This is a genomic window from Pseudomonas sp. Sample_10 (genome assembly GCF_004321495.1).
In the GTDB taxonomy this organism is placed as follows: Bacteria; Pseudomonadota; Gammaproteobacteria; order Pseudomonadales; family Pseudomonadaceae; genus Aquipseudomonas.
The window spans coordinates 185062-205647 of sequence record NZ_RCOE01000220.1; the positions used below are offsets into that span (position 1 = coordinate 185062).

17 protein-coding genes and 1 pseudogene are annotated in these 20586 nt (G+C 58.9%); 5 read left to right on the forward strand and 13 right to left on the reverse strand.

Features of this window, described 5'->3' with window-relative positions; genetic code table 11:
- Positions 1–2 precede the first annotated feature (2 nt).
- On the reverse strand, positions 3–4817 hold the full coding sequence (locus D8U18_RS22275; RefSeq protein ID WP_131108418.1) for an NEL-type E3 ubiquitin ligase domain-containing protein: 4815 nt from the start codon (positions 4815–4817) through the stop codon (positions 3–5).
- Between the two features lie 295 nt (positions 4818–5112).
- Between D8U18_RS22275 and D8U18_RS22280 the strand changes: the two genes are divergently transcribed.
- The 4 genes from D8U18_RS22280 (at position 5113) to D8U18_RS22295 (ending at position 10275) form a co-directional block, all read left to right on the forward strand.
- Positions 5113–6885 carry an N-acetylglutaminylglutamine amidotransferase gene (locus D8U18_RS22280; protein ID WP_056856480.1) on the forward strand — a complete coding sequence of 591 codons (1773 nt, stop codon included), beginning with the start codon at positions 5113–5115 and terminating at the stop codon, positions 6883–6885.
- A 3-nt stretch (positions 6886–6888) separates the two neighbouring features.
- Positions 6889–8634: an N-acetylglutaminylglutamine synthetase gene (gene ngg, locus D8U18_RS22285; RefSeq protein WP_131108419.1), complete on the forward strand. Its 1746-nt coding sequence runs from the start codon at positions 6889–6891 to the stop codon at positions 8632–8634.
- A 145-nt stretch (positions 8635–8779) separates the two neighbouring features.
- Positions 8780–9970, forward strand: coding sequence for an osmoprotectant NAGGN system M42 family peptidase (locus D8U18_RS22290; RefSeq protein ID WP_130904155.1), 1191 nt, complete (start codon positions 8780–8782; stop codon positions 9968–9970).
- 77 nt (positions 9971–10047) lie between these two features.
- On the forward strand, positions 10048–10275 hold the full coding sequence (locus D8U18_RS22295) for a YheU family protein (RefSeq protein WP_003199186.1): 228 nt from the start codon (positions 10048–10050) through the stop codon (positions 10273–10275).
- On the opposite strand, the gene csrA is transcribed toward D8U18_RS22295, so the two are convergent.
- From csrA to D8U18_RS22310, 3 genes are all read right to left on the reverse strand, one after another.
- Positions 10264–10455: a carbon storage regulator CsrA gene (gene csrA, locus D8U18_RS22300; RefSeq protein ID WP_056856483.1), complete on the reverse strand. Its 192-nt coding sequence runs from the start codon at positions 10453–10455 to the stop codon at positions 10264–10266. The two genes, D8U18_RS22295 and csrA, sit on opposite strands and share 12 nt — an antisense overlap.
- Positions 10456–10606: 151 nt before the next feature.
- Positions 10607–10939 carry a YnfA family protein gene (locus D8U18_RS22305; RefSeq protein WP_130904156.1) on the reverse strand — a complete coding sequence of 111 codons (333 nt, stop codon included), beginning with the start codon at positions 10937–10939 and terminating at the stop codon, positions 10607–10609.
- 64 nt (positions 10940–11003) lie between these two features.
- Complete coding sequence (locus D8U18_RS22310; RefSeq protein WP_056856485.1) at positions 11004–11819, reverse strand: SDR family oxidoreductase; 816 nt, start codon at positions 11817–11819, stop codon at positions 11004–11006.
- A gap of 285 nt (positions 11820–12104) precedes the next feature.
- Between D8U18_RS22310 and D8U18_RS22315 the strand changes: the two genes are divergently transcribed.
- Positions 12105–12257, forward strand: coding sequence for a DUF3309 family protein (locus D8U18_RS22315; RefSeq protein WP_130904157.1), 153 nt, complete (start codon positions 12105–12107; stop codon positions 12255–12257).
- A gap of 60 nt (positions 12258–12317) precedes the next feature.
- Here the strand turns inward: D8U18_RS22315 and D8U18_RS22320 are convergent, their stop codons facing one another.
- From D8U18_RS22320 to D8U18_RS22360, 9 genes and pseudogenes are all read right to left on the reverse strand, one after another.
- Positions 12318–14417 (reverse strand): LTA synthase family protein, encoded by a 2100-nt coding sequence (locus tag D8U18_RS22320; protein WP_056856486.1) that lies wholly within the window; start codon positions 14415–14417, stop codon positions 12318–12320.
- Positions 14418–14988: 571 nt separating this feature from the next.
- Positions 14989–15594 carry an START domain-containing protein gene (locus D8U18_RS22325; protein ID WP_130907336.1) on the reverse strand — a complete coding sequence of 202 codons (606 nt, stop codon included), beginning with the start codon at positions 15592–15594 and terminating at the stop codon, positions 14989–14991.
- A 40-nt stretch (positions 15595–15634) separates the two neighbouring features.
- A complete protein-coding gene (locus D8U18_RS22330; RefSeq protein WP_130904160.1) occupies positions 15635–15889 on the reverse strand; it encodes a YkgJ family cysteine cluster protein in 255 nt (84 codons plus the stop codon).
- A 165-nt stretch (positions 15890–16054) separates the two neighbouring features.
- The gene (locus tag D8U18_RS22335; RefSeq protein ID WP_056856894.1) at positions 16055–16522 is read right to left on the reverse strand and encodes a hypothetical protein; all 468 of its coding nucleotides are present in this window, start codon (positions 16520–16522) and stop codon (positions 16055–16057) included.
- 99 nt (positions 16523–16621) lie between these two features.
- Positions 16622–18061 carry a PLP-dependent aminotransferase family protein gene (locus tag D8U18_RS22340; RefSeq protein ID WP_056856489.1) on the reverse strand — a complete coding sequence of 480 codons (1440 nt, stop codon included), beginning with the start codon at positions 18059–18061 and terminating at the stop codon, positions 16622–16624.
- A gap of 203 nt (positions 18062–18264) precedes the next feature.
- A complete protein-coding gene (locus tag D8U18_RS22345) occupies positions 18265–19077 on the reverse strand; it encodes an OmpA family protein (RefSeq protein WP_130904416.1) in 813 nt (270 codons plus the stop codon).
- The gene (locus D8U18_RS22350; protein ID WP_056856491.1) at positions 19074–19430 is read right to left on the reverse strand and encodes a DUF4398 domain-containing protein; all 357 of its coding nucleotides are present in this window, start codon (positions 19428–19430) and stop codon (positions 19074–19076) included. Before D8U18_RS22350 ends, D8U18_RS22345 begins: the two co-directional genes overlap by 4 nt.
- Positions 19431–19439: 9 nt before the next feature.
- Positions 19440–20267 carry a transporter substrate-binding domain-containing protein gene (locus D8U18_RS22355; RefSeq protein ID WP_056856492.1) on the reverse strand — a complete coding sequence of 276 codons (828 nt, stop codon included), beginning with the start codon at positions 20265–20267 and terminating at the stop codon, positions 19440–19442.
- A 212-nt stretch (positions 20268–20479) separates the two neighbouring features.
- Positions 20480–20586: pseudogene (locus tag D8U18_RS22360) on the reverse strand (electron transfer flavoprotein subunit alpha/FixB family protein); the annotation flags it as partial.

The following is a 20586-nucleotide window of genomic DNA, read 5'->3' on the forward strand; positions in this document are numbered from 1 at the left end:
GCTCAATCGAGGATAAAACAGGTTTTCGTCTCGTCCGCCGCCAGCGCCTGCGTGGTCAGTTCCTCCAGCAACGTGGTCTCGGCCTGCTGCAACTGATCCATGATGCCATCGACATGGGCGCGATAGCGCGTGCCCAGCGTCGCCTCGCCTTCGAAGGCCGCCTGCATTCGCACGTGAAAGGGTGCGGCGAGGCGATTCAAACGTTGAGCGTGATGCTTACGCAAGAAGTCGACCCAGAATGAACGCGTGCTCAGATCCCGCAGCAACGCCGGCGACAATAATGCCGTGGTCACTCGGGCGTAAGCAGTGTCCAGGTTTGCCTGCGTCACACCGCTGAGCGATGCGTAACGCATATGCCGAGGTTGGCCGACCAGCTCCAGCCGCTCGGCCAAACCGGTTCGGTAGGCCAATTCCACTTCCACGGGATCAAGCCTGGGGTTGGCCCGCGCATGTTCCTCGGCAATCCCGGCTAGGGTGTCCTGGCAGAACAAAGCTCGCCCAAGGCTCAACAGTCGAGCGGCTTCATCGTGAGCATTGGCAGACGCCTTCACCACCTTGTCGATTTCGACCGCCACTTCAAGGTGACTGAAAATCAATGCCGCGGAATCCGTACAGTTGGCCTTCACCGCCAGCGCCAACAACCGCTCGCGCAACGCCGAATCAGCGGCTGTCGCGTCAATGACGTTCCATACCCGACGAGTCATGTCTTCATGCACAAAACGGCTGTCCGCCGAGTTCCCCACCTCGGCCAGCAACTGGAAGAGTCCCGGCGACGCAGGCTCATTCTTCAGCGCCAGCCATGTGCGGTTGCGCCGGGTGTAATCAGCTTCCCGTGAATCGGGCATCCAGAAGTCCCTGGCGACCTGTTCACTGGTCACCTTGGCATCGTCCGCCATGAACCCCATGCCGATACCGGTCCTGTCACGGTAAGACTGCAGTTTCGCGCGACTGGCTGCGGACAAGGGGTTGTATCGCAGGTTGATGAATTGGGCGAAGCGTTGCGGCACATCAAACAGCCAGTCCGGCAACTCTCGAATCTGGTTACCGCGCAAGTCGACTCTGTTGAGGTACGGCAAGCGGTCAAATCCCGCAGGCAGTTCGGTGGCGTGTGTGTCGCTGAGAATCAAGGCCTGCAGGTTGGCCATTTGGCTGACATCCAGCGTGGCTCCCAGACGGTTGCCGCTGAGCGAAAGCGTGCGCAACGTGCGCATGTCGGCCAGTTTGCGCAACGTGTGCTCCGTCAGCGCCACTTGATTGCCGTTCAGGCTCAAATGCTGAAGGTCGGGCATATGCGACAGTATTTCAGGCAACCGCGTCAGCCGATTGCGGTCCAGCTCCAGGGTGACCAACCCTTTGAACGGCCTCAGGAAATAGGCCAACTCATCACCTGCTTCCATGTCCGTGATAGCGAGGCTGCGTACATGCGCAACGTCTTGTTCGGTCAGCGTCGGCATCTGGCCGACCGGGTTGCGCTGAAGATTGAGCGCTGTGTAGGGCTGATCCTGCGGCCATCTCGGCGGCGCGACCCGGCGCCAGCAGTTTTCGATGGCATCGGCCACCTGACGACGACTGACTCGCAGGTCGTTGAGTTGCCCGGGCAACTTCTTCATTTGTTCGTCATCGGCGCACCAGTTGCGCAGGACCTCGCGCAGTTGCTTGAGCTGCTGCTCGAGCGCCTTGATGCCGTTTACCCGCAACGTTTGGGTGCTGCCTGCCGCGTCGAGAAAAGACGAAACCTGGGCATCGCTGAAATACGGATAGAGCTTTCTGACTTTGCGAATCAAGGCTTGTGCATAGACGTTTGCCGCAGGCGGGTCAGCCTGTACGCAGCTGGAAAAATGTTGCGCCAGCTCTGTGCGTTCATTGCGCAGCATCCGTGCGGTGCGTAGCGGATCCCGTGATGTTGCCACCAACAGACGGGTCTGCAACCTTGAAACATCCTGCGCCTCGATCCCGGACAAGCCCATGCGGGTGCGCTGGGTTTGCGGCAATGCGCGATAAATCGAATCGAGCAGGCGCTCGCTGCTACGTGTAGTGAGCGTGGTGCCAGTGCCTTGGCTGACTTGATAGCCCGAAGCCGTCTTGACGATCACGCCCTTCGCGGGTGCAGTGGCCTGGCCAACGCTGTCGAGCAAGGTGCCGGTGCTTGATCCCTGGCGTACTTCCAGGCGAAACCCGTCGTCCCAGCCTTGCAGTCGATCCATGAACCTGAGTGCCAGGTTGTCGGTATCGTCATTGGCCAGAGACGGCAGGCGAAACCCGGTGAGGGCACGATCCTGCCTGATCGCAAACTGTGCCTCACTGACCTGTTGCGCCAGATCCAGCCCCAGGATCCTGCGCTCACGAAGAAGGCTACGGTCTCTGCCAGAGGCATTGCTAAACAGCTCCTCGGCCACGCGCACCGGAAGGTCGGTAACCTGGTCGCACAACGTTGCAACGTCGCCAGTGGCAATGCCATCGTAGGTTTTATACAGCTGCTCCATCAGGGGCCGGCGATTGCCTTTCAGCGCCGTGCCGATTTTTTGCGCCAGCAGCGCGGGTTTGGACTCTGTCGTGGCGCCGATGATGCCTTCGACTTCCTTGGAAGACAGGCCATTGATCACGGTCTCCAGCAACTTTCCTGACTTCAGCTCGGACTCGCTGACAGGCACGCGGTTGGCCTCATCAACCGTCGCCGATTGCGGGTGGCGCGAGACGAACTGCTGTTTATCGTCGACGACCTCGATGAATCGCTCCTTGGGCCAACCGGGCAATGTCGGCAACGTATGCAGTTGTTCCTGCAAATGGGCTGTGCCGAAGAATTCTCCACGCTCCATTCGCCTGATCAGCAGATTGATACCCTGATTCAATTTGAACCGCTCGATGCAGTCCTTGATCCGTGCCGGCAAGGGCAAATTTGCTTCGTGCAATTGGTGCACAAGCGCCGGTGACAGGTCGGTGATGGCGCCAATGCTCACGATGTCGCTGTGGCTCAGCCCGGTCTGGCCAGGGCTGAGCCGTTTGAGCGCATAACCGCTTGGCCATTCGTATACGTGTTCATGGATATGGCGCCAGCCTCCTTCGACGTGACGTACGAGAGTGGGCTGAAAAGCATCCTGGCGCACGGGATGGTCGACGCGCCACGCTTTCGTCGCAGGATCTTGCGAGACGCGATACGGCGCCCCGTCCATGAGGATCAACGTGCGCTGGCCGTCCTTGTAGAGGCCGTTCGAATCAGGTCGCAGTGTCGCTGCCGGTGGCGTTGCCTGTTTGTAGGCCTTCAGGTCGGGTTTCCATAACCTTGGTTCGCCATGACGACCGGTTACCGCCTCAAAACCGTCGAAAAAGGTCGCCTGTTCGCCTGCGATTCGACTGAATGCAGACGTCACCACCTTGCCGCCCACCACAAACGCGGCCATCTGCGCGACGTTTTCCACGACGTTGAGTAAATGCGACAAGGCCTCGGTGCGCTGGCCGTGCGTCCAGTCCTGCACCCCTTCATACACCTCGCCGGCAATGTCGACGATGGCCGCCGCGGCCATCAACTCCCCGAGTACAGGAACGAAGAACGACGCTGCGTTGAGCAGGACCAGGCTCGCCTCCATCAGCGTTTTACGTGTTTTCTCCCGTTGTTGTTCATCGACCGATTCTGTCGGCACCGCCAACACTTGCGCATCCTGCTGGGTCTTTTCGATGAAAGCACTGAAGAAAAAATCCGAAGGACAGGTCGCTGGCATGGTCGCCAAAGGACCTAATGCCTTGTCCTTGTCAAAAGCGGTAAAGAACTTCGTCTTATCGTGACCGCAAAGGTATTGCCTGGCGAACACCGCTCGGTAGCTTTTGGTTTGCAACTTGAGTGTCAGGTAAACCTTGAACTCGTCCAGCGAGGCGTATTCATACAGCGGTCGACGGGGCTCGTTCGGCATGTAGACGATGCATTTCGCCTGTGCGTGGGTATCGATCGACTGATTGCTGAACACCAGCGCACCCGAGATGCAAACGTCATGAATCATCAAGCCCTGCCACATCACCGGTACGCCATCGAACAGCGCGTTTCGGATGCTTGCCACCGGAACATCTTGCGTGATCACGCTGTTCAGGAGGGCATGAGCTGCGGCGCTGATGTCCTTTTTCATGTAGGCGATGTGCACGGCGACCTGCATATCGAGCAATTTCAGGCGCCGAATGTCAGCAGCCGAAGCCGCTGAGTTGGCAGCGCTGTCAACCAGGGTTCTGGGGGGAAGCGCCAATGCTTGGTCAATGTGTTGCTGGTAACGGCCACCGAGGTCCAGTTCGCGGCACAACGTGGCGAAGTGCGCAGGGGTGATGACTGTTGCTGTCTGAGGCTTGCCATTGATGCGAATCAACGATTCTTTGGAAAATCCATTCGTGCCAGCTTCGCCGAGGGTGAAGTTCTCCATGGCGGCGTGGAGCAGACTGCGGGATTGGGTGGTGACGGTGCCAGTCCAATCGACGGGGAACATGCTTGTCGAAGTAATCGAAGTGGTGCTGACCTCCAGCGTATCGCGCTCGACATCGAACTCGACTGTCCACTTGGCTTTGAGCAAGTCGGTCAATTGCTCCTTGCAGAACACATCCAGCGGCTTCAGCCTGTCGAGCGCCTCGCGCGCCCGGGTGTGGCAAACATGGGCCTGCTCAAAGGCTGTCTTCAGCGCTTGCGCCTGGGCCAGGTCGGCGTTGGCCAGCCAGTCCGGAATGGACCTTTGCAAGACCTCGGCCTTGTCCAGGTCAGCGGTGTGTTCCACCAGTGCGTCCAGCCGATGCGCCGGGGTAAATGTCACGGCAGGAGAGTTTGTATTCGCAGGTGTTGGCAGCATGTGCAATGTCCTTATTGCATTCAGATGCGTTCAGCCTACGGCGCTCAACGGGCAAATGATAATTCGAATATCAGGGCTCATCCCGTGGCGTCCGAGCAAGTATTCCTATGCTTCGTAGCAATATCTACTGCCACTGGCACAAGCCGTTTCAGGTAGGAGCCATTCGTCCGACAGCCGCCACTTATAACGTATCGATCTAAAACTACTGAAATCCGAGCGGGTCAGTTTCTGAGTACCCGCTGTTTTGGCGCGGTAGCGTTTCACCCTCCCCAACGGAAAAACCGGTAAGGAATTTATGTGCGGATTAGCTGGCGAGTTACGTTTTGACAATCAACCTGCAGACCTTGCAGCCGTAGAGCGAATCACCCATCACCTGGCACCACGCGGTCCTGATGCCTGGGGTTTCCATAGCCAAGGGCCGATTGCCCTGGGCCACAGACGCCTGAAAATCATGGACCTGTCGGACGGCTCTGCGCAGCCGATGATCGACAACCAACTGGGCTTGTCGCTGGCCTTCAACGGCGCCATCTACAACTACCCGGAATTGCGTGCGGAGCTGGAAGGCCTTGGTTATGCCTTCTATTCCGGTGGCGACACCGAAGTGCTGCTCAAGGGCTTTCACGCCTGGGGTGAGGCTCTGCTGCCGAAACTCAACGGCATGTTTGCCTTTGCCATCTGGGAGCGCGATGCGCAACGCCTGTTCATTGCCCGCGATCGCCTTGGCGTGAAACCGTTGTATCTGTCGCGCACCGGCCAGCGCCTGCGCTTTGCCTCGGCATTGCCGGCGCTGCTCAAGGGGGGAGACATCAACCCGATCCTTGACCCGGTGGCGCTCAATCATTATTTGAATTTCCACGCGGTGGTCCCGGCGCCACGCACGTTGCTGGCAGGCATCGAAAAACTGCCGCCGGCCAGCTGGATGCGCATCGAACCCGATGGCAGCACCGAGCAGAAAACCTGGTGGACCTTGCCCTACGGCCCACACGCCGATGAGATGAGTCTGACACTCGAAGACTGGCGCGATCGCGTGCTCGACAGCACCCGCGAGGCGGTAGCGATTCGCCAACGGGCAGCGGTGGACGTTGGCGTGCTGCTTTCGGGTGGTGTCGACTCGAGCATGCTGGTGGGCTTGTTGCGCGAAGTCGGGGTAGAAAACCTGTCGACGTTTTCCATCGGTTTCCAGGATGCCGGAGGCGAACGCGGTGACGAATTCCAGTATTCGGACCTGATCGCCAAGCACTACGGCACCCAGCATCATCAACTGCGCATCGACGAAAAAGAGATCATCGAGCAACTGCCCGCCGCGTTCCGCGCGATGAGCGAGCCGATGGTCAGCCACGATTGCATCGCCTTCTACCTGCTGTCCCGGGAAGTGGCCAAGCATTGCAAAGTGGTGCAAAGCGGCCAGGGCGCCGACGAACTGTTCGCCGGTTATCACTGGTATCCACAGGTGGATGGCGCCAGTGATCCATACGCCGCTTATCGCGAGGCGTTTTTCGATCGCAGTTACGACGACTACGCCGCCACCGTGCAGCCGAAATGGCTGACCGCGAACGACGCTGCCGGCGACTTCGTGAAGCAACATTTCGCACAACCTGGCGCCGACGCGGCCGTCGACAAAGCCCTGCGTCTGGATAGCACGGTGATGCTGGTGGACGACCCGGTCAAGCGCGTCGACAACATGACCATGGCCTGGGGCCTGGAAGCGCGTACGCCGTTTCTCGACTATCGCCTGGTGGAGTTGTCGGCTCGCGTACCGGGCAAATTCAAGTTGCCGGACGGTGGCAAGCAAGTGCTCAAGGAAGCCGCGCGGTTGGTGATCCCCAGTGAAGTGATCGACCGCAAGAAAGGCTACTTCCCGGTGCCGGGTCTCAAGCATTTGCAGGGTGACACGCTGGAATGGGTGCGCGAACTGTTGCTCGATCCCAGCCAGGATCGCGGCCTGTTCAACCCGGCCATGCTCGACCGCCTGCTGACCGACCCGCAAGGGCAACTGACCCCGCTGCGCGGCTCCAAACTGTGGCAACTGGCGGCCCTGAACCTGTGGCTCAGTGAACAAGGAATCTGATCGATGAAACCTCACGCCACGGCTTACAGCCAACGCTTGTTGCGCGGTCAGGCGCCCTCCTACGAACGCTTGCAGGCGCGCCTGGCCGAAGACGGCAGCGCACTGGGCGGCGAGCCGATTGCCGTGCATTGCGGCTGGGGTCGCCTGTTGATCGGCCATACCTTTGCCGATCCGGCCAGCCTCGCCAAAGAACTGCTCAACGAACAGCCCGGCGAGCGCGACATTGCCCTGTACGTTGCCGCCCCCCAGCAAATATTGGGGTTGGAACCGACCCAGTTGTTCCTCGACCCGTCCGACACCTTGCGCCTGTGGTTCAGTGACTACCGTCAGGCCACCCGGGTGTTTCGCGGTTTTCGCATCCGCCGTGCGCAGACCGAAGCCGACTGGAATGCGATCAATCAGCTGTATCAGTCACGCGGCATGTTGCCCGTCGATCCGACCTTGCTGACCCCACGACATGACGGCGGGCCGGTGTATTGGCTGGCTGAAGATGACGACAGCGGCGCGGTGATCGGCAGCGTGATGGGGCTCAATCATCACACGGCTTTCAACGATCCGGAAAACGGCAGCAGCCTATGGTGCCTGGCGGTCGATCCGCGCTGTTCGCGGCCTGGCGTCGGTGAGGTGCTGGTGCGGCATTTGATCGAACACTTCATGAGCCGTGGGCTGAGTTATCTCGACTTGTCGGTGTTGCACGACAATCGCCAGGCGAAAAGCCTCTACGCCAAGCTCGGTTTTCGCAACCTGTCGACCTTCGCCATCAAGCGCAAGAACGGCATCAACCAGCCGCTGTTTCTCGGGCCGGGGCCAGAGGTGGCCTTCAATCCGTATGCGCGGATCATTGTCGAGGAAGCGCATCGCCGCGGCATCGATGTGCAAGTGGATGACGCCGATGCCGGGATGTTCACCCTCAGCCACGGCGGGCGTCGGGTTCGCTGCCGGGAATCGCTCAGCGACCTGACCAGCGCCATCAGCATGAGCCTGTGCCAGGACAAAAGCCTGACTCACAAAGTGCTCAAGGCTGCCGGCTTGAACTTGCCGGCTCAGCAACTGGCGGGCAATGCCGATGACAACCTGGCGTTCCTCGACGAACACCATCGAGTGGTGGTCAAGCCGTTGGACGGCGAACAGGGCCAGGGCGTGGCGGTGGATTTGCAGAGCATCGAGGACGTCCAGCAAGCCATCGAGTCAGCGCGCCAGTTCGACAATCGTGTGTTGTTGGAAAGCTTCCATGAGGGTCTTGATCTGCGCATCCTGGTGATCGGCTTTGACGTGGTGGCGGCGGCCATTCGCAGACCGGCGGAAGTGGTGGGCGATGGACAACATTCCATCGGCGAATTGATCGAAGCCCAGAGCCGACGCCGTCAAGCGGCTACCGACGGCGAAAGCAAAATCCCCCTCGACCAGGAAACCCAACGCACGTTGAATGCTGCCGGTTACGACTACAGCAGCATCCTGCCGGCGGGCGAACATCTGTTCGTGCGGCGTACGGCAAATCTGCACACCGGCGGCATTCTCGAGGACGTCACCGCGATTCTGCACCCGACCCTGGTGGACGCTGCCGTACGAGCCGCCCGGGCGCTGGATATTCCGGTGGTCGGCCTGGATCTGCTGGTGACCGCCGCCGATCAGCCTGACTACGTATTTATCGAAGCCAATGAACGCGCCGGGCTGGCCAACCATGAGCCGCAACCGACGGCCGAGCGCTTTGTGGATTTGCTGTTTCCGCATAGTCAGCCGGCAGTCTAGGCCTCGTTCATGATCGTTCCCACGCTCTGCGTGGGAATGCAGCCCGGGACGCTCTGCGTCCCGAAGAGCCGAACGCAGAGCGTCCGTTGAGGCGTTCCCACACAGAGCGTGGGAACGATCAGTGCTCACCCCATCAGGAGTTTCCATGACCATCAAATACCCAGAACCCGACCTGACGTACCTGCAAAAAGTCCTGCTGGAAATGCTCGCCATTCCCAGCCCCACCGGGTTCACCGACACCATCGTGCGCTACGTCGCCGAACGCCTGGAAGAGCTGGGCATTCCCTTCGAAATGACTCGACGCGGCACCATCCGCGCGACCCTCAAGGGCAAGAAAAACAGCCCCGACCGCGCCGTATCCGCGCACCTGGACACCATCGGCGCGGCGGTACGGGCCATCAAGGATAACGGTCGCCTGACCCTGGCCCCGGTCGGGTGCTGGTCCAGCCGTTTTGCCGAAGGCAGCCGGGTCAGCCTGTTCACCGACAACGGCGTGATTCGCGGTAGCGTGTTGCCCTTGATGGCATCCGGGCACGCCTTCAATACGGCCGTGGATGAAATGCCGATCAGTTGGGATCACGTCGAACTGCGCCTCGACGCCTACTGCGCGACGCGTGCCGATTGTGATTCGCTGGGCATCAGCGTCGGCGATTTCGTCGCCTTCGACCCATTGCCGGAATTCACCGAAAGCGGTCACATCAGCGCCCGCCACCTCGATGACAAGGCCGGAGTAGCGGCGCTGCTGGCGGCGTTGAAAGCCATCGTCGACAGCGGTGAAGAATTGCTGATCGACTGTCATCCGCTGTTCACCATCACCGAAGAGACCGGCAGCGGCGCGGCGGCGGCATTGCCGTGGGACGTCAGCGAATTCGTCGGCATCGACATCGCACCGGTCGCCCCGGGCCAGCACTCCAGCGAACACGCCGTGAGCATCGCGATGCAGGATTCGGGCGGACCTTACGACTACCATTTGTCACGACATTTGTTGCGCCTGGCCAGCGATAACGACTTGCCCGTACGCCGTGACCTGTTCCGCTATTACTTCAGCGATGCGCACTCGGCAGTCACCGCGGGGCATGACATCCGCACCGCCCTGCTCGCCTTCGGCTGCGACGCGACCCATGGCTACGAACGCACCCACATCGACAGCCTTGCGGCCCTGAGTCGCCTGCTCGGTGCCTACATCCTCAGCCCACCGGTCTTCGCCAGCGATGCCCAACCCGCCACGGGGTCACTTGACCGCTTCAGTCATCAGATCGAGCACGACACCCAGATGGAAAGCGATACGCGGGTGCCGTCAGTGGACAGCCTGGTGGGACAGCGCAACGACAATTAGCGATCCTGCAGCAGCTCCTGCTGGTGATGTGTTGCCAACCGCCGTAGCATCGCGCCATTGATTGATCCGAGGTGCCTATGCTGATCCCCCACGACCAACTTGAAGTCGACACCCTCACCCGCCTGATCGAGGATTTCGTGACCCGTGACGGTACCGACAATGGTGATGACACGCCCCTGGAGACCCGCGTATTGCGGGTCCGCCAGGCATTGACCAAGGGCCAGGCGCTGATCGTCTTCGACCCAGAAAGCGAGCAATGCCAGCTCATGCTCAAGCACGACGTGCCCAAACATCTATTCGACTGATTTTTTCTGTTTGGGCAGCTTGCGCTTGATGCGCTCGTAGACCTCCGAGCGATGCACATTGACCTCTCTCGGCGCTTCGACACCGAAACGCACGTTATTGCCGTTGACGGCGACGACGCGTATGGAAATGTTGTCGCCGATGGAAATCAATTCGCCCACTACGCGGCTGAGTACAAGCATGGCCTTGGTCCTTTCAGGTTTACCGAACCTTGAAGATGCCCGGCGCAGGCCGGGCCTTCAAGGCAGTAGCGGCAATCCAGACTGAACCTACAGCCAGCGGCCAACACACTGACGGAAACGTCTTACAGTGCAGCGCAAAGCAAGGCCCGTTTCAGGAGGCGGAAAATCGCGGGCCGAACAGGATGATGCTGGCGCCAATCACGCATAACGCCACCCCGAGCCAGTCCGAGCCCAGCGGACGAATCCGTTCAACCACCGCCAGCCAGCCGATCGAGGCGATGATGTAGATGCCACCGTAGGCGGCATAGGCACGACCGGCATAGGTCGATTCAATGCGGGTCAGCAACAGGGCGAACAACGTCAGGCTGAGCAGCGCCGGCACGATCCACCAGGCGCTTTTACCCTGGCGCAACCACATCCAGAAGGCGAAGCAACCGGCGATTTCGAACAGCGCGGCCAGGAAGAACCACAGATAGTTGAGCATGCGAACGTCTCATGAGAGTGGCCGATGGCGGCCACCCTAACGATGCCATCGCTCGCCGGCAAGTTCAGCCTGCGGTTTGCTTGGCCTTGGCGCGCATCTTGTCAGCCATCAGCGTCATTTCGTTGTAGAGCAATTGCGGGTTCTTCTGCTTCAGTGCCCAGGCCATACGACCCTGCTCGTGGGGCAGAATCATGAATTCGCCGGCACCGACTTGCTGATAGATGTAGTCGGCGATGTCAGCGGCGCTGATCGGCGAACTTTCCAGCAACTTGCCAACCTGGGCTTTCATGGCCGGGGTCGGACCACGGAAAGAGTCCAGCAAGTTGGTCTGGAAGAATGACGGACATACCACGTGCACGCCGACTTCCTGTTGAGCCAGTTCGATCAGCAGACTCTCGGACAATGCCACCACACCCGCCTTGGCCACGTTGTAGTTGCTCATGGCCGGGCCTTGCATCAACGCTGCCATCGACGCTATGTTGATGATCTTGCCTTTGCTTTTTTCCAGCAGTGGCAGGAATGCCTTGCAGCCCTTGACCACACCCATGAGGTTTATCGCGATCTGCCAGTCCCAGTCCTCGAGGGACAGTTCGCTGAAGAACCCACCCGACGCCACGCCTGCGTTGTTGACAATGACATCGATGCCACCGAGTTTCTCTTCGCAAGCCTGGGCGAACGCAGTCAGCTGGCTGTAATCGCGGACATCGCAACGCTGGATGAAACCGTCGCCGCCCGCTTCGCGTACCTGTTTCAGGGTTTCCTGCAGGCCGGGCTCACTGACGTCCGACAAGGCCAGCTGCCAGCCTTCACGCGCCCAGCGCAGCGCGATTTCGCGACCCAGGCCAGAGCCTGCACCAGTGATCATCATGCGATTTTGCATAGCAAACAGCCTTGTTGTTCCGGGGAAGATGCGTCGAGTGTAGCGAAGGATATTGCGCGACCCACGCTCCATCAGATTGCTGAATGGCATGAGCAAACCGTCGGAAGGGCTGCATCAACTAACTAAAAAGAATTGGAATTGGCTTTGTTTCGAAAAACAGCAAAAAAACTTGGAATTTTCTTTCAAGCGCCATGGTCGGAAGTTTTAAGCGGCTCGAATTAATGGCATTCCCGCTGACTGATAACGGCAAAGTCATTCCTGAACTCTTACAGCAAGGAAACAGACATGGGCACAATTCTACTCATCATTCTGATTTTGTTACTGATCGGTGGTCTGCCGGTCTTCCCGCACTCCAGAAGTTGGGGTTATGGCCCGTCCGGTATCATCGGCGTGGTGTTGGTGGTGATCATTATTCTGTTGTTACTCGGAAAGATATGACGATTTAATCGGCAAAAAAAAGAGGCCTTTTCCAAGGCCTCTTTTTTATTGCGTCAGCGTTTAGTCCGGCGTGCCGTCCACCACACCAGCCGTGTTATCGATCAGGCTTTTGGTCGCTGTCTGCAGGAACGCTTCCAGCTTGGTCTTCAACTCGGCGGTGCGTGGTGCATCCGGTATAACCTCGGCGCGCGGTTTGGCGCCCAGTTCGTACTGATACATCTTCGGCGCCATGTCCTTGTCCTTCGGCAATACCAGAATCTGGTCAGCCGTGATGATGGCCGTGGTCTGTTCACTGCCGGACGGCTTGATCACGCCAAAACCGGTGTCACCTTCAGGCAGGTTGAGCAGGTCGCGGCCCCAGCACTGATGACGCACTTCGCCACCGAGACGCCCCATGATGGTCGGTACGATGTCGATTTGCGTACCCACTGTGTGGCTCAGCGTGCCGAACTTTTCCTGGATGCCAGGGGCAATCAGCAGCATCGGTACGTTGAAGCGCCCCAGGTCCATCTCGGTGATCTGCCGCTCGTTGCCAAACCCGTGGTCGCCAACGACGACGAACAGGGTTTCCTTGAAGTACGGCTCTTTGCGCGCCTGCTCAAAGAACTGACCCAACGCCCAGTCCGAGTAACGCATGGCGGTCAGGTGCTCGTTCAGGCTGCCACGATCAGTAACGGGTTCGACCGGCAATGGCGTTGGCAAGGCGTAAGGGGTGTGGTTGGACAGGGTTTGCAGTAACGCATAGAACGGCTTCTTGTCCTTGCCGTCCCGGGCTTTCAGTTCAACCAGACCACGGTCGAACATGTCCTGGTCAGACACGCCCCACGTCGGATCGGAGAACACCGGGTTGACGAAGTCGTTACGCCCGATGAAGTTGGTCATGCCCTGGTTGCTGAAGAACCCTGACTGGTTATCCCAGGCGAAGTCACCGTTGTAGACATAAACGTCGTCGTAGTCACGAGCGCTGAGCAACTGCGGCAAGCCCGACAACTTGTGGCTGCCTTCCGGGGTCTGCATCAGGTATTCGAAACCCGGCAGGTTGGGGAAGCACGCCATGGTGGCAAACATGCCCTGGTGAGTGTGGGTACCGTTGGAGAAGAAGCGGTCGAACAACAGGCCTTCCTTCGACAATTTGTCGAGGTAAGGCGTGATGTTGCCCGGGGCGCCCAAGGCACCCACCGAATGACCGGCCATGCTTTCCATCAGGATCACGACGACGTTCTTGATCGGCAGGGTCTTGTCGGTTGGCGGCGTGTAATCACGACGTACGGCGGCGGTTTCGCCATCCACCAGTTTGTCGTCCTTCATCACCAGCATGTCGCGCACGGTCTGCTGCGCCATGGGTTGCGGCAACGTGGCTTTCCAGATGTTGTCGCGATCCTCGGACATGCGGCTCTTCGCCGCCGCCACCAGGGAAAGCGTGCCGTTGAGGCCCAATTGGTTGGCGAAGTTGGAGTCGGTGGTGTACACATCGCCCCAGCGCATCGGCGGGCCTTGGCGCAAGGTGCCACGGGCTGCGACCACGCAGATCAGCAGGCAGACCACGAAGACCATGAGGCGTGCGTACCAAGGTGCAACCTGGCGCGTACTGATGCTGCCGCCGCTGAACGGGCCACGAGGCCGGGTCGCCCGGTCCGCGCCCTTGAACGCCAGGCTCAGGAGCCAGGTGCCAACGGCCCAGGCCAACAGGTAGCGAACCACCGGAAAACCATACCAGAGCATGCTCATCACGGTTTTCGGGTCTTCCTTCACGTACTGGAAGACCAGGCCGTTGAGGCGCTGGTGGAACTCTCGGTAGAAGTCCATCTCCATCAGGCCCAGGAACAACGCAATGCTGGACGCAATGGTCAGCCATAGACGAAAGAACCCGCGTGCAGCCATGGCCCGCGCACTGAACAGCGCCAGGATCAACGGGATACTGAGGTAGACCACCAGCCGCAGGTCGAAACGCAGACCGTTGGAGAACGCTTCGACAAAGGTCGAGGCCGGTGTATCGAGGATCATTTCGCGGTTGTAGACCAGCAGCGCAAGGCGCAATGCGGAAAACATCACCATCATCACCAAGGCGCACAGCAGCGTGTAGGCCAGATGCGATTTGACGGTCGGTTGCAGCAGGCGACTCGAAGCTCGCTGCTGACTCAGGGCGTCCGGGATTGCCATGTCGTTTTAGGACCCATTGGAAGTTGAAGTTTCAAAGTACAGCGGCGCCTTGCCCTCTTTTGGCCAATTCCTGGCTCCGGGGCTTGCGCGGTGCGCAAATGTTGCACGATCAACGGCGGCAATGCCATTGATTACTCTTCTGTCATTTCGACGCGGGCGAATTGTCTTGGAGGCGTTGTGAAAATTTTGTGCAACGCATATCTGGAAACACAATAAAGGTTTCGAGCTGAATGCAGGCTGCAATGGCGACTGACGGGCTAATGACGTATTTCCTGTAGGAGCACAGCTTGCTGGGGATGGCGGAGTGTCAGGCATCATGGATATTGAACGTGCCGCCGTCATCGCCGGCAAGCCGTGCTCCTACAGGTGTTGAGGTGGCCGCCGTTTTTGGGCTCGGCGCAAACCCCCTGTAGGAGCACAGCTTGCTGGCGATGGCGGAATGTCAGTAACTAAAGATGTTGAATACGCCGCCGTCATCGCCGGCAAGTCGTGCTCCTACAGGTGTTGAGGTGGCCGCCGTTTTTGGGCTCGGCGCCCCCCCCTGTAGATCGGCGACAGCAAGCGCCGCGTTTTACTTCTCGGCGCGGGCCTTGAGATTTTTCAGCGTATTGAACGGCGCGTCCACTACGAACTTGTTCGCTACCATCGATGGAACGCTGCCTCCCGGCTCGGTGTGCACCTGGTAGGTCACTTCGATCTGATCACCCTTGGGAACGAATTTCCAGAAACCGTCGATCCTGGCGACGCGCACAAAGCCTTTTTCTTCAGGAAGATAGGTTGGCACGCCCTCGAGCTTGCGGGTCAGGCTGCCATCGGCACCTTCGATGGTGGTGACATGCAACACCGAGTCACGCGGGGTCACCGGCCATGGCGTATTGAATTGGGTGTAGGTCCAGCTCTGATCGCCTTCGTGCTTGAGCAACTTCTGGCTCTTGCACTCGTGAATCCAGGCGCAGGCACCCGGTACGTCTTCCTGCAGCGCGCGCAACTTGGCCATTGTGGTCTTCATCAGGGTCACACCCTGGTAGGCCTTGTAGTCGGAACCCGCCACTTCACTCAGGGAGACCTTGATGCCGTCTTCGTTCTTGGCGACTTTCCAATCTTCGGCCTGTGCAACCGAGGTGGCCAATACAGCCGTCAAACCACACAGCACAGCGATACGATGCAGCGAACCCATAATGTTATTCCTTATTGTTGAAATTCCGTTCGTTGACACATTACGCCGCCGTCATCTGCTCCCACCAGCCAATCAGCCTGATCGCTTCCTCACTGCTGCTGCCACACACCTCAACGTCGGCCTCGAAGGCCGAACACACGGCCGGGCGCTCCGGTTTGCCGAAAATATTGCACAGATTGTCGGCAGACAATTGCAGGCAGCGCTCACCGGCGGCTTTGCCTTGAGGCATTCCGGGAATCGGCGAACTGATGGAAGGGGCAATGCAACAAGCGCCACAGCCCTCACGGCATTTCATGACGACAAGCACCTCACGACGAGCAATGTATAAAAGGACGGCGCACAGAGTAACCGCTAAAACAGTTGTTTTAAATTACCCGTCCATGGGTTTTTACCCGAACGGAGGCGTGACTGCCCAGTCTCCGACAAAGCGTCTGCCCTGCGGGTTGCGAATAGAGTCGACTTATCGCTTGAACTCAAACTCCAGCGCCGCGCCGTCGACTTCATGGCGTACTTCATTACGCAATTGCAACTGCATTTCGTTACTGATCAAACGACCGTTGAGCTGGAACTGGCTGCTTTTGTCACCGAACATTTGTGGTAACACAGGTTCGCGCTTAGGCAACGGCACAGTGCCGACGGGATCAAGCTCCTCAACCATATCCTTGGGCAGGCTTAGATCCAGGTTGGCTGAAGGAAGTTGGGTTTTCACCACTTCACTGGCCTGTTTCGACTTGGATGCAATCGGCGGGCGCTTTTTCACCGCCGCCGTTTTCTTCTGGACCGGTGCAGTTTTTTTCGCGGGCGCCGCTTTTTTCGTTGAAGTGCTCGCTGCCGGCTTTTCTTGAACAGAAGCGGCCAGAACGAATACCGGCTGAGCGCTGATGAACAGGCAGATCAACAAACAGGTGGTAGAAAAAATCGATTTCATGGATCCAACGGCGCACATCGCGCAATCGACAGCGGGGCCATATGCTCTCCTGTTGCAGGCGCCATGACAAGCGTGGGCAGGATTAACCTGCCCGCCACATCAAAAGCCGCCGGCCATCTCCTGGCAAAGCTGTGTGGCCAGCATGCCCAGGGTCATCAATGCGCGCTCGGCCTCGCGGTTCCACGGGATCCCGCAGTTGAGACGGATACAGTGATTGAATTGCTCGGTGTTACTGAAAATCAGCCCCGGCGCGATGCTGATGCCTTGCTGCAACGCACGCACGTGCAATTCCTGGGTGTTGACCCGCCCTGGCAGACTCACCCACAAAATGAAGCCGCCCGTCGGCCGCGTCATTTGCGTGCCCTCGGGGAAGTGCTGCTGCACCGCGAGCTGGAAGGCGCTGAGGTTCTTGCGGTACTCCTGGCGGATGTAGCGCAAATGGCGGTCGTAACCGCCATTTTCCAGATAAGCGGCAATGCCCATCTGCGTGACGCTGCAGGCCGAGTGGGTGCTGAACGTCTGCAACCGCTGAATTTCCTGTTGGTACTTGCCAGCGATCATCCAGCCAATGCGCACGCCCGGTGACAGGGTCTTGGAGAAACTCGAACAGTAGATCACCCGATCCAGGCGGTCATAGGCCTTGAGGGATTTGGTGCGCCCCTGTTCGAACATCAATTCGCCGTAGATATCATCCTCGACAATCTGGATATCGAAGTCCGACGCCAGGCGCAGCAGCTGCTTCTGCCGCTCCTCGGGCATGGTGCCACCGAGCGGATTACTCAGGCGGGTGGTCAGTACCAGGGCCTTGATCGACCATTGGTTGGCCGCCAGTTGCAGGGCCTCGAGACTCATGCCGGTGGACGGGTCGCTAGGGATTTCGATGACTTTGAGGCCCAGCAGGTCGGCCAATTGCAACAGACCGTAGTAAGTCGGTGACTCGGCGGCAATCAGATCGCCGGGCCGGGTCAGCACCCGCAGAGACATCTGCAAGGCGTCAACGCAACCGTGGGTGATAACCACTTCCGAAGGATCGACCACCACACCGGCATCGCGCATGCGGATTGCCACCTGTCGGCGTAACGGTTCGAAACCGGGACTGAACATGTAGCTGAACGCGCGAGGACTATGGAATCGGGTGACTTTGGCCAATTGCTGATGCAGTGCCCGTACCGGCAGATAATCGACACTCGGCACGGCGGCGCCCAAAGGGAACACACCTTCGCGGCGCGATTCGACCAACACCTGCTGGATGATACTGCTGCGCGTAACCAGACCCGGACGCTCGACCCGGGCGATATCCGGGGTTGGCGCGGTCAGGGCCGGCGTCTGGTGCACGTAGTAACCGGACTGCGGTCGGGCGCGGATCAGGCCCTGATCCTCGAGATTGGCGTACGCCTGCAAAACCGTGGCATGGCTGACATTGAGCTGCGAGCTCATCTTGCGCACCGAAGGCACGCGCTCGCCGGGTTGATAGACACCACGGCGGATGTCTTCTGCCAGCTGTTGAGCAATACGTTGGTAGAGCAAGAGATTGGTCATGACGCAGCACTCGATTTCACGGGCATTTTATTCTTGTGTGAAACAATACCGGAACAGTTTGGAAGTGTACTGGGACAGTTGTCACAATAGTCGACAGTACAGTGCAGTGTCAGCAAAAACTGTACTGTTTTTGCGGGGTATCTGGCAGGCATAAAAAAACCCGGCGCTGTCTGGCAGGCCGGGCTTTCCAGTAACGCAACCCTTTAGCGGGCGGCGCCGAGCTGGCCCTTTTCGTCGGAGAACACAATTTCCACCCTGCGGTTCTGCGCACGGCCCCTTTCGGAGGCGTTCGCATCTACCGGGTATTCATCGCCATAACCTTCGACTTTGATCCGTTTGTCATCGATGCCCAGGTCCATCAACACATCAGCGACCGATTGCGCACGGTCACGGGACAGCTTGAGGTTTTCCTGTTTGCCGCCGGTACTGTCGGCATAGCCTTCGATGCGCACGACGCGTTTTGGGTTGAGCTGCAGGAACTGCACGATCTTCAACACTACGCGGTTGGCGGAGCTCTTCAGCTCTGCCTGACCGGTATCGAACAGCACATCGCCCAGGGTCATCACCAGGCCACGGTCAGTCTGCGTCGTGGCCAAGGCCACGATCTGCTCTTCAAGCCATTTGCCCTGCTGCTGCACACTGAGCAGCTTGGATTCGCGCAAGGCCAATTGCAGACGCTGACGCTCCAGTTCGAGCTTGGCTGCGCGCTCTTCGTTAAGCACCTGATTGGTGTGCTCGCGGGCAATTTCGCTGTAGCGCTGGCTCAGATACGCGTAATGCACCACGTCAGAACCACTGCCCCAGTAAGTGGACAGACGGTCGGCACGTGCCAGGGATTCACCGGCACGAATCACATCCTTGGGCGCGATTCGCAGCACATTGGAGTCTTCCTTGACCTTCTGGAAATCGCTACCGGCCTGCTGCAACGCCGCCTCGCTGTGCTGACCGGCGCAACCGTAGAGGCTCGCGCATCCAGCCAGAATCAAACCACCGAGCACTGTTGACTTGAGGTTCATTGGGCATCTCCCAACTGCTTGCGCAGACGAGTGATGCGGGTGTTGAGTACGTCCAACTGTTCCTCGCTCTTGAGGGTCAAGACCCGAGCCTCAGCCAGACGCGCATCCAGTTCGGCCTGCTCGGCCCGCATCCGCGCATTCTTGTAGGACTGGTCGTCCATGCTGCCCTTGGCTCGCTTGAACTTGTCTTGCGCCAGTTTCATTTCCGGCACGTCGTCGGCCGTTGCGCCCACAGCCTTGGCTTGTTCGAGCGCCTGTTCGGTGAGGCGCATTTGTTCATTCGGCGCCGGATCGGCTGCACAACCCGCCAGAGCCAGAATGGCCAGGGCAGCGAAAAGAGGTCGAATACTCACTAAAAATCCCTACAGTTTTGGGGCGCTGACAGGTTGTTTCTGCCGTTGAGAACGTTGAGCGTTCCAGCGCTCGATATTGCGCAACAGCACAGCCTCCGTCAGCCCGGACGCGGGCAATTCTGTCATCTTTTTGGCCAGCTGTCCGCGCAACCAGGGATCGTTGCATGCCGAGTTATGGGAAACCGCCAGAAACAGCCCGGGTCTGTCGACCGGTTGCGCTCGGCCGATCAGGTCGTTGGCCATGCCCAATGTCTGCGCCATCGCCATGCCGGAGTAACGTCCGGCCAGGACAAATTCCACCTCGCCCAGCAGTAGTTTTTGAAAGGCCTGAGTCAAATTGGCTGTGCGGGTAAGCGTCAATTTCTGCTCGGCAAATGTGCCAAAAGCCTGGGTCAAGCGAGACTTTTCCGACAAAGCGCCAGGATGCCCTTGCAGGTCCTGCACGTCGTTGTAGACCAGTGGCGAATCTTTGCGGGTCCAGACCAGATAATCGTTTTCCAGCAAGGGTGGATGAATGTAATCCAGGGACTCCAGTTCACTGACTGTCAATGGAGCGTCGGCCAGCATATCCATGCGACCACTGCGAACTTCATCCAGCGCCTGTGAACGTTTGCCGGCGTAAAGCACCTCGACCTTGATGCCCAACTCCCCTGCCACTTGCTGCAAAAGATCGACACTTGCGCCGATCAGATGCTTGGGGTTTTCCGGGTCTTGCCACAGATACGGCGGCGCATCGGGGCTACCGGTCACAACCAGGCGCTCGCACTTGCCTGCTGCTACGGACAGCGTGGGCAACAGCGCCAAACCCAGCAAACTCCACGCGAGACGCAGATCCATGGCAATGCACTCCAGTTAAGACCGTTTATATCCTGTAGGAGCGAGCCCGCTCGCGATGGTCTCAAATGCACCGCGTGTATCCAGGATCGCCACGTCATCGTTGACGTCCATCGCGACGGTGCGACGATTCGACAGGCTCGCTTCTACAGGACAAAAATACAAAAAAAAAGCCCGACCAAACGGTCGGGCTCTTTATAAGTGAAGCGGCCGGATTAGACCAGCTTCTCCAGCTCAGGGATGGCTTCGAACAAGTCCGCCACCAAGCCGTAATCGGCCACCTGGAAGATCGGCGCTTCTTCGTCCTTGTTGATCGCAACGA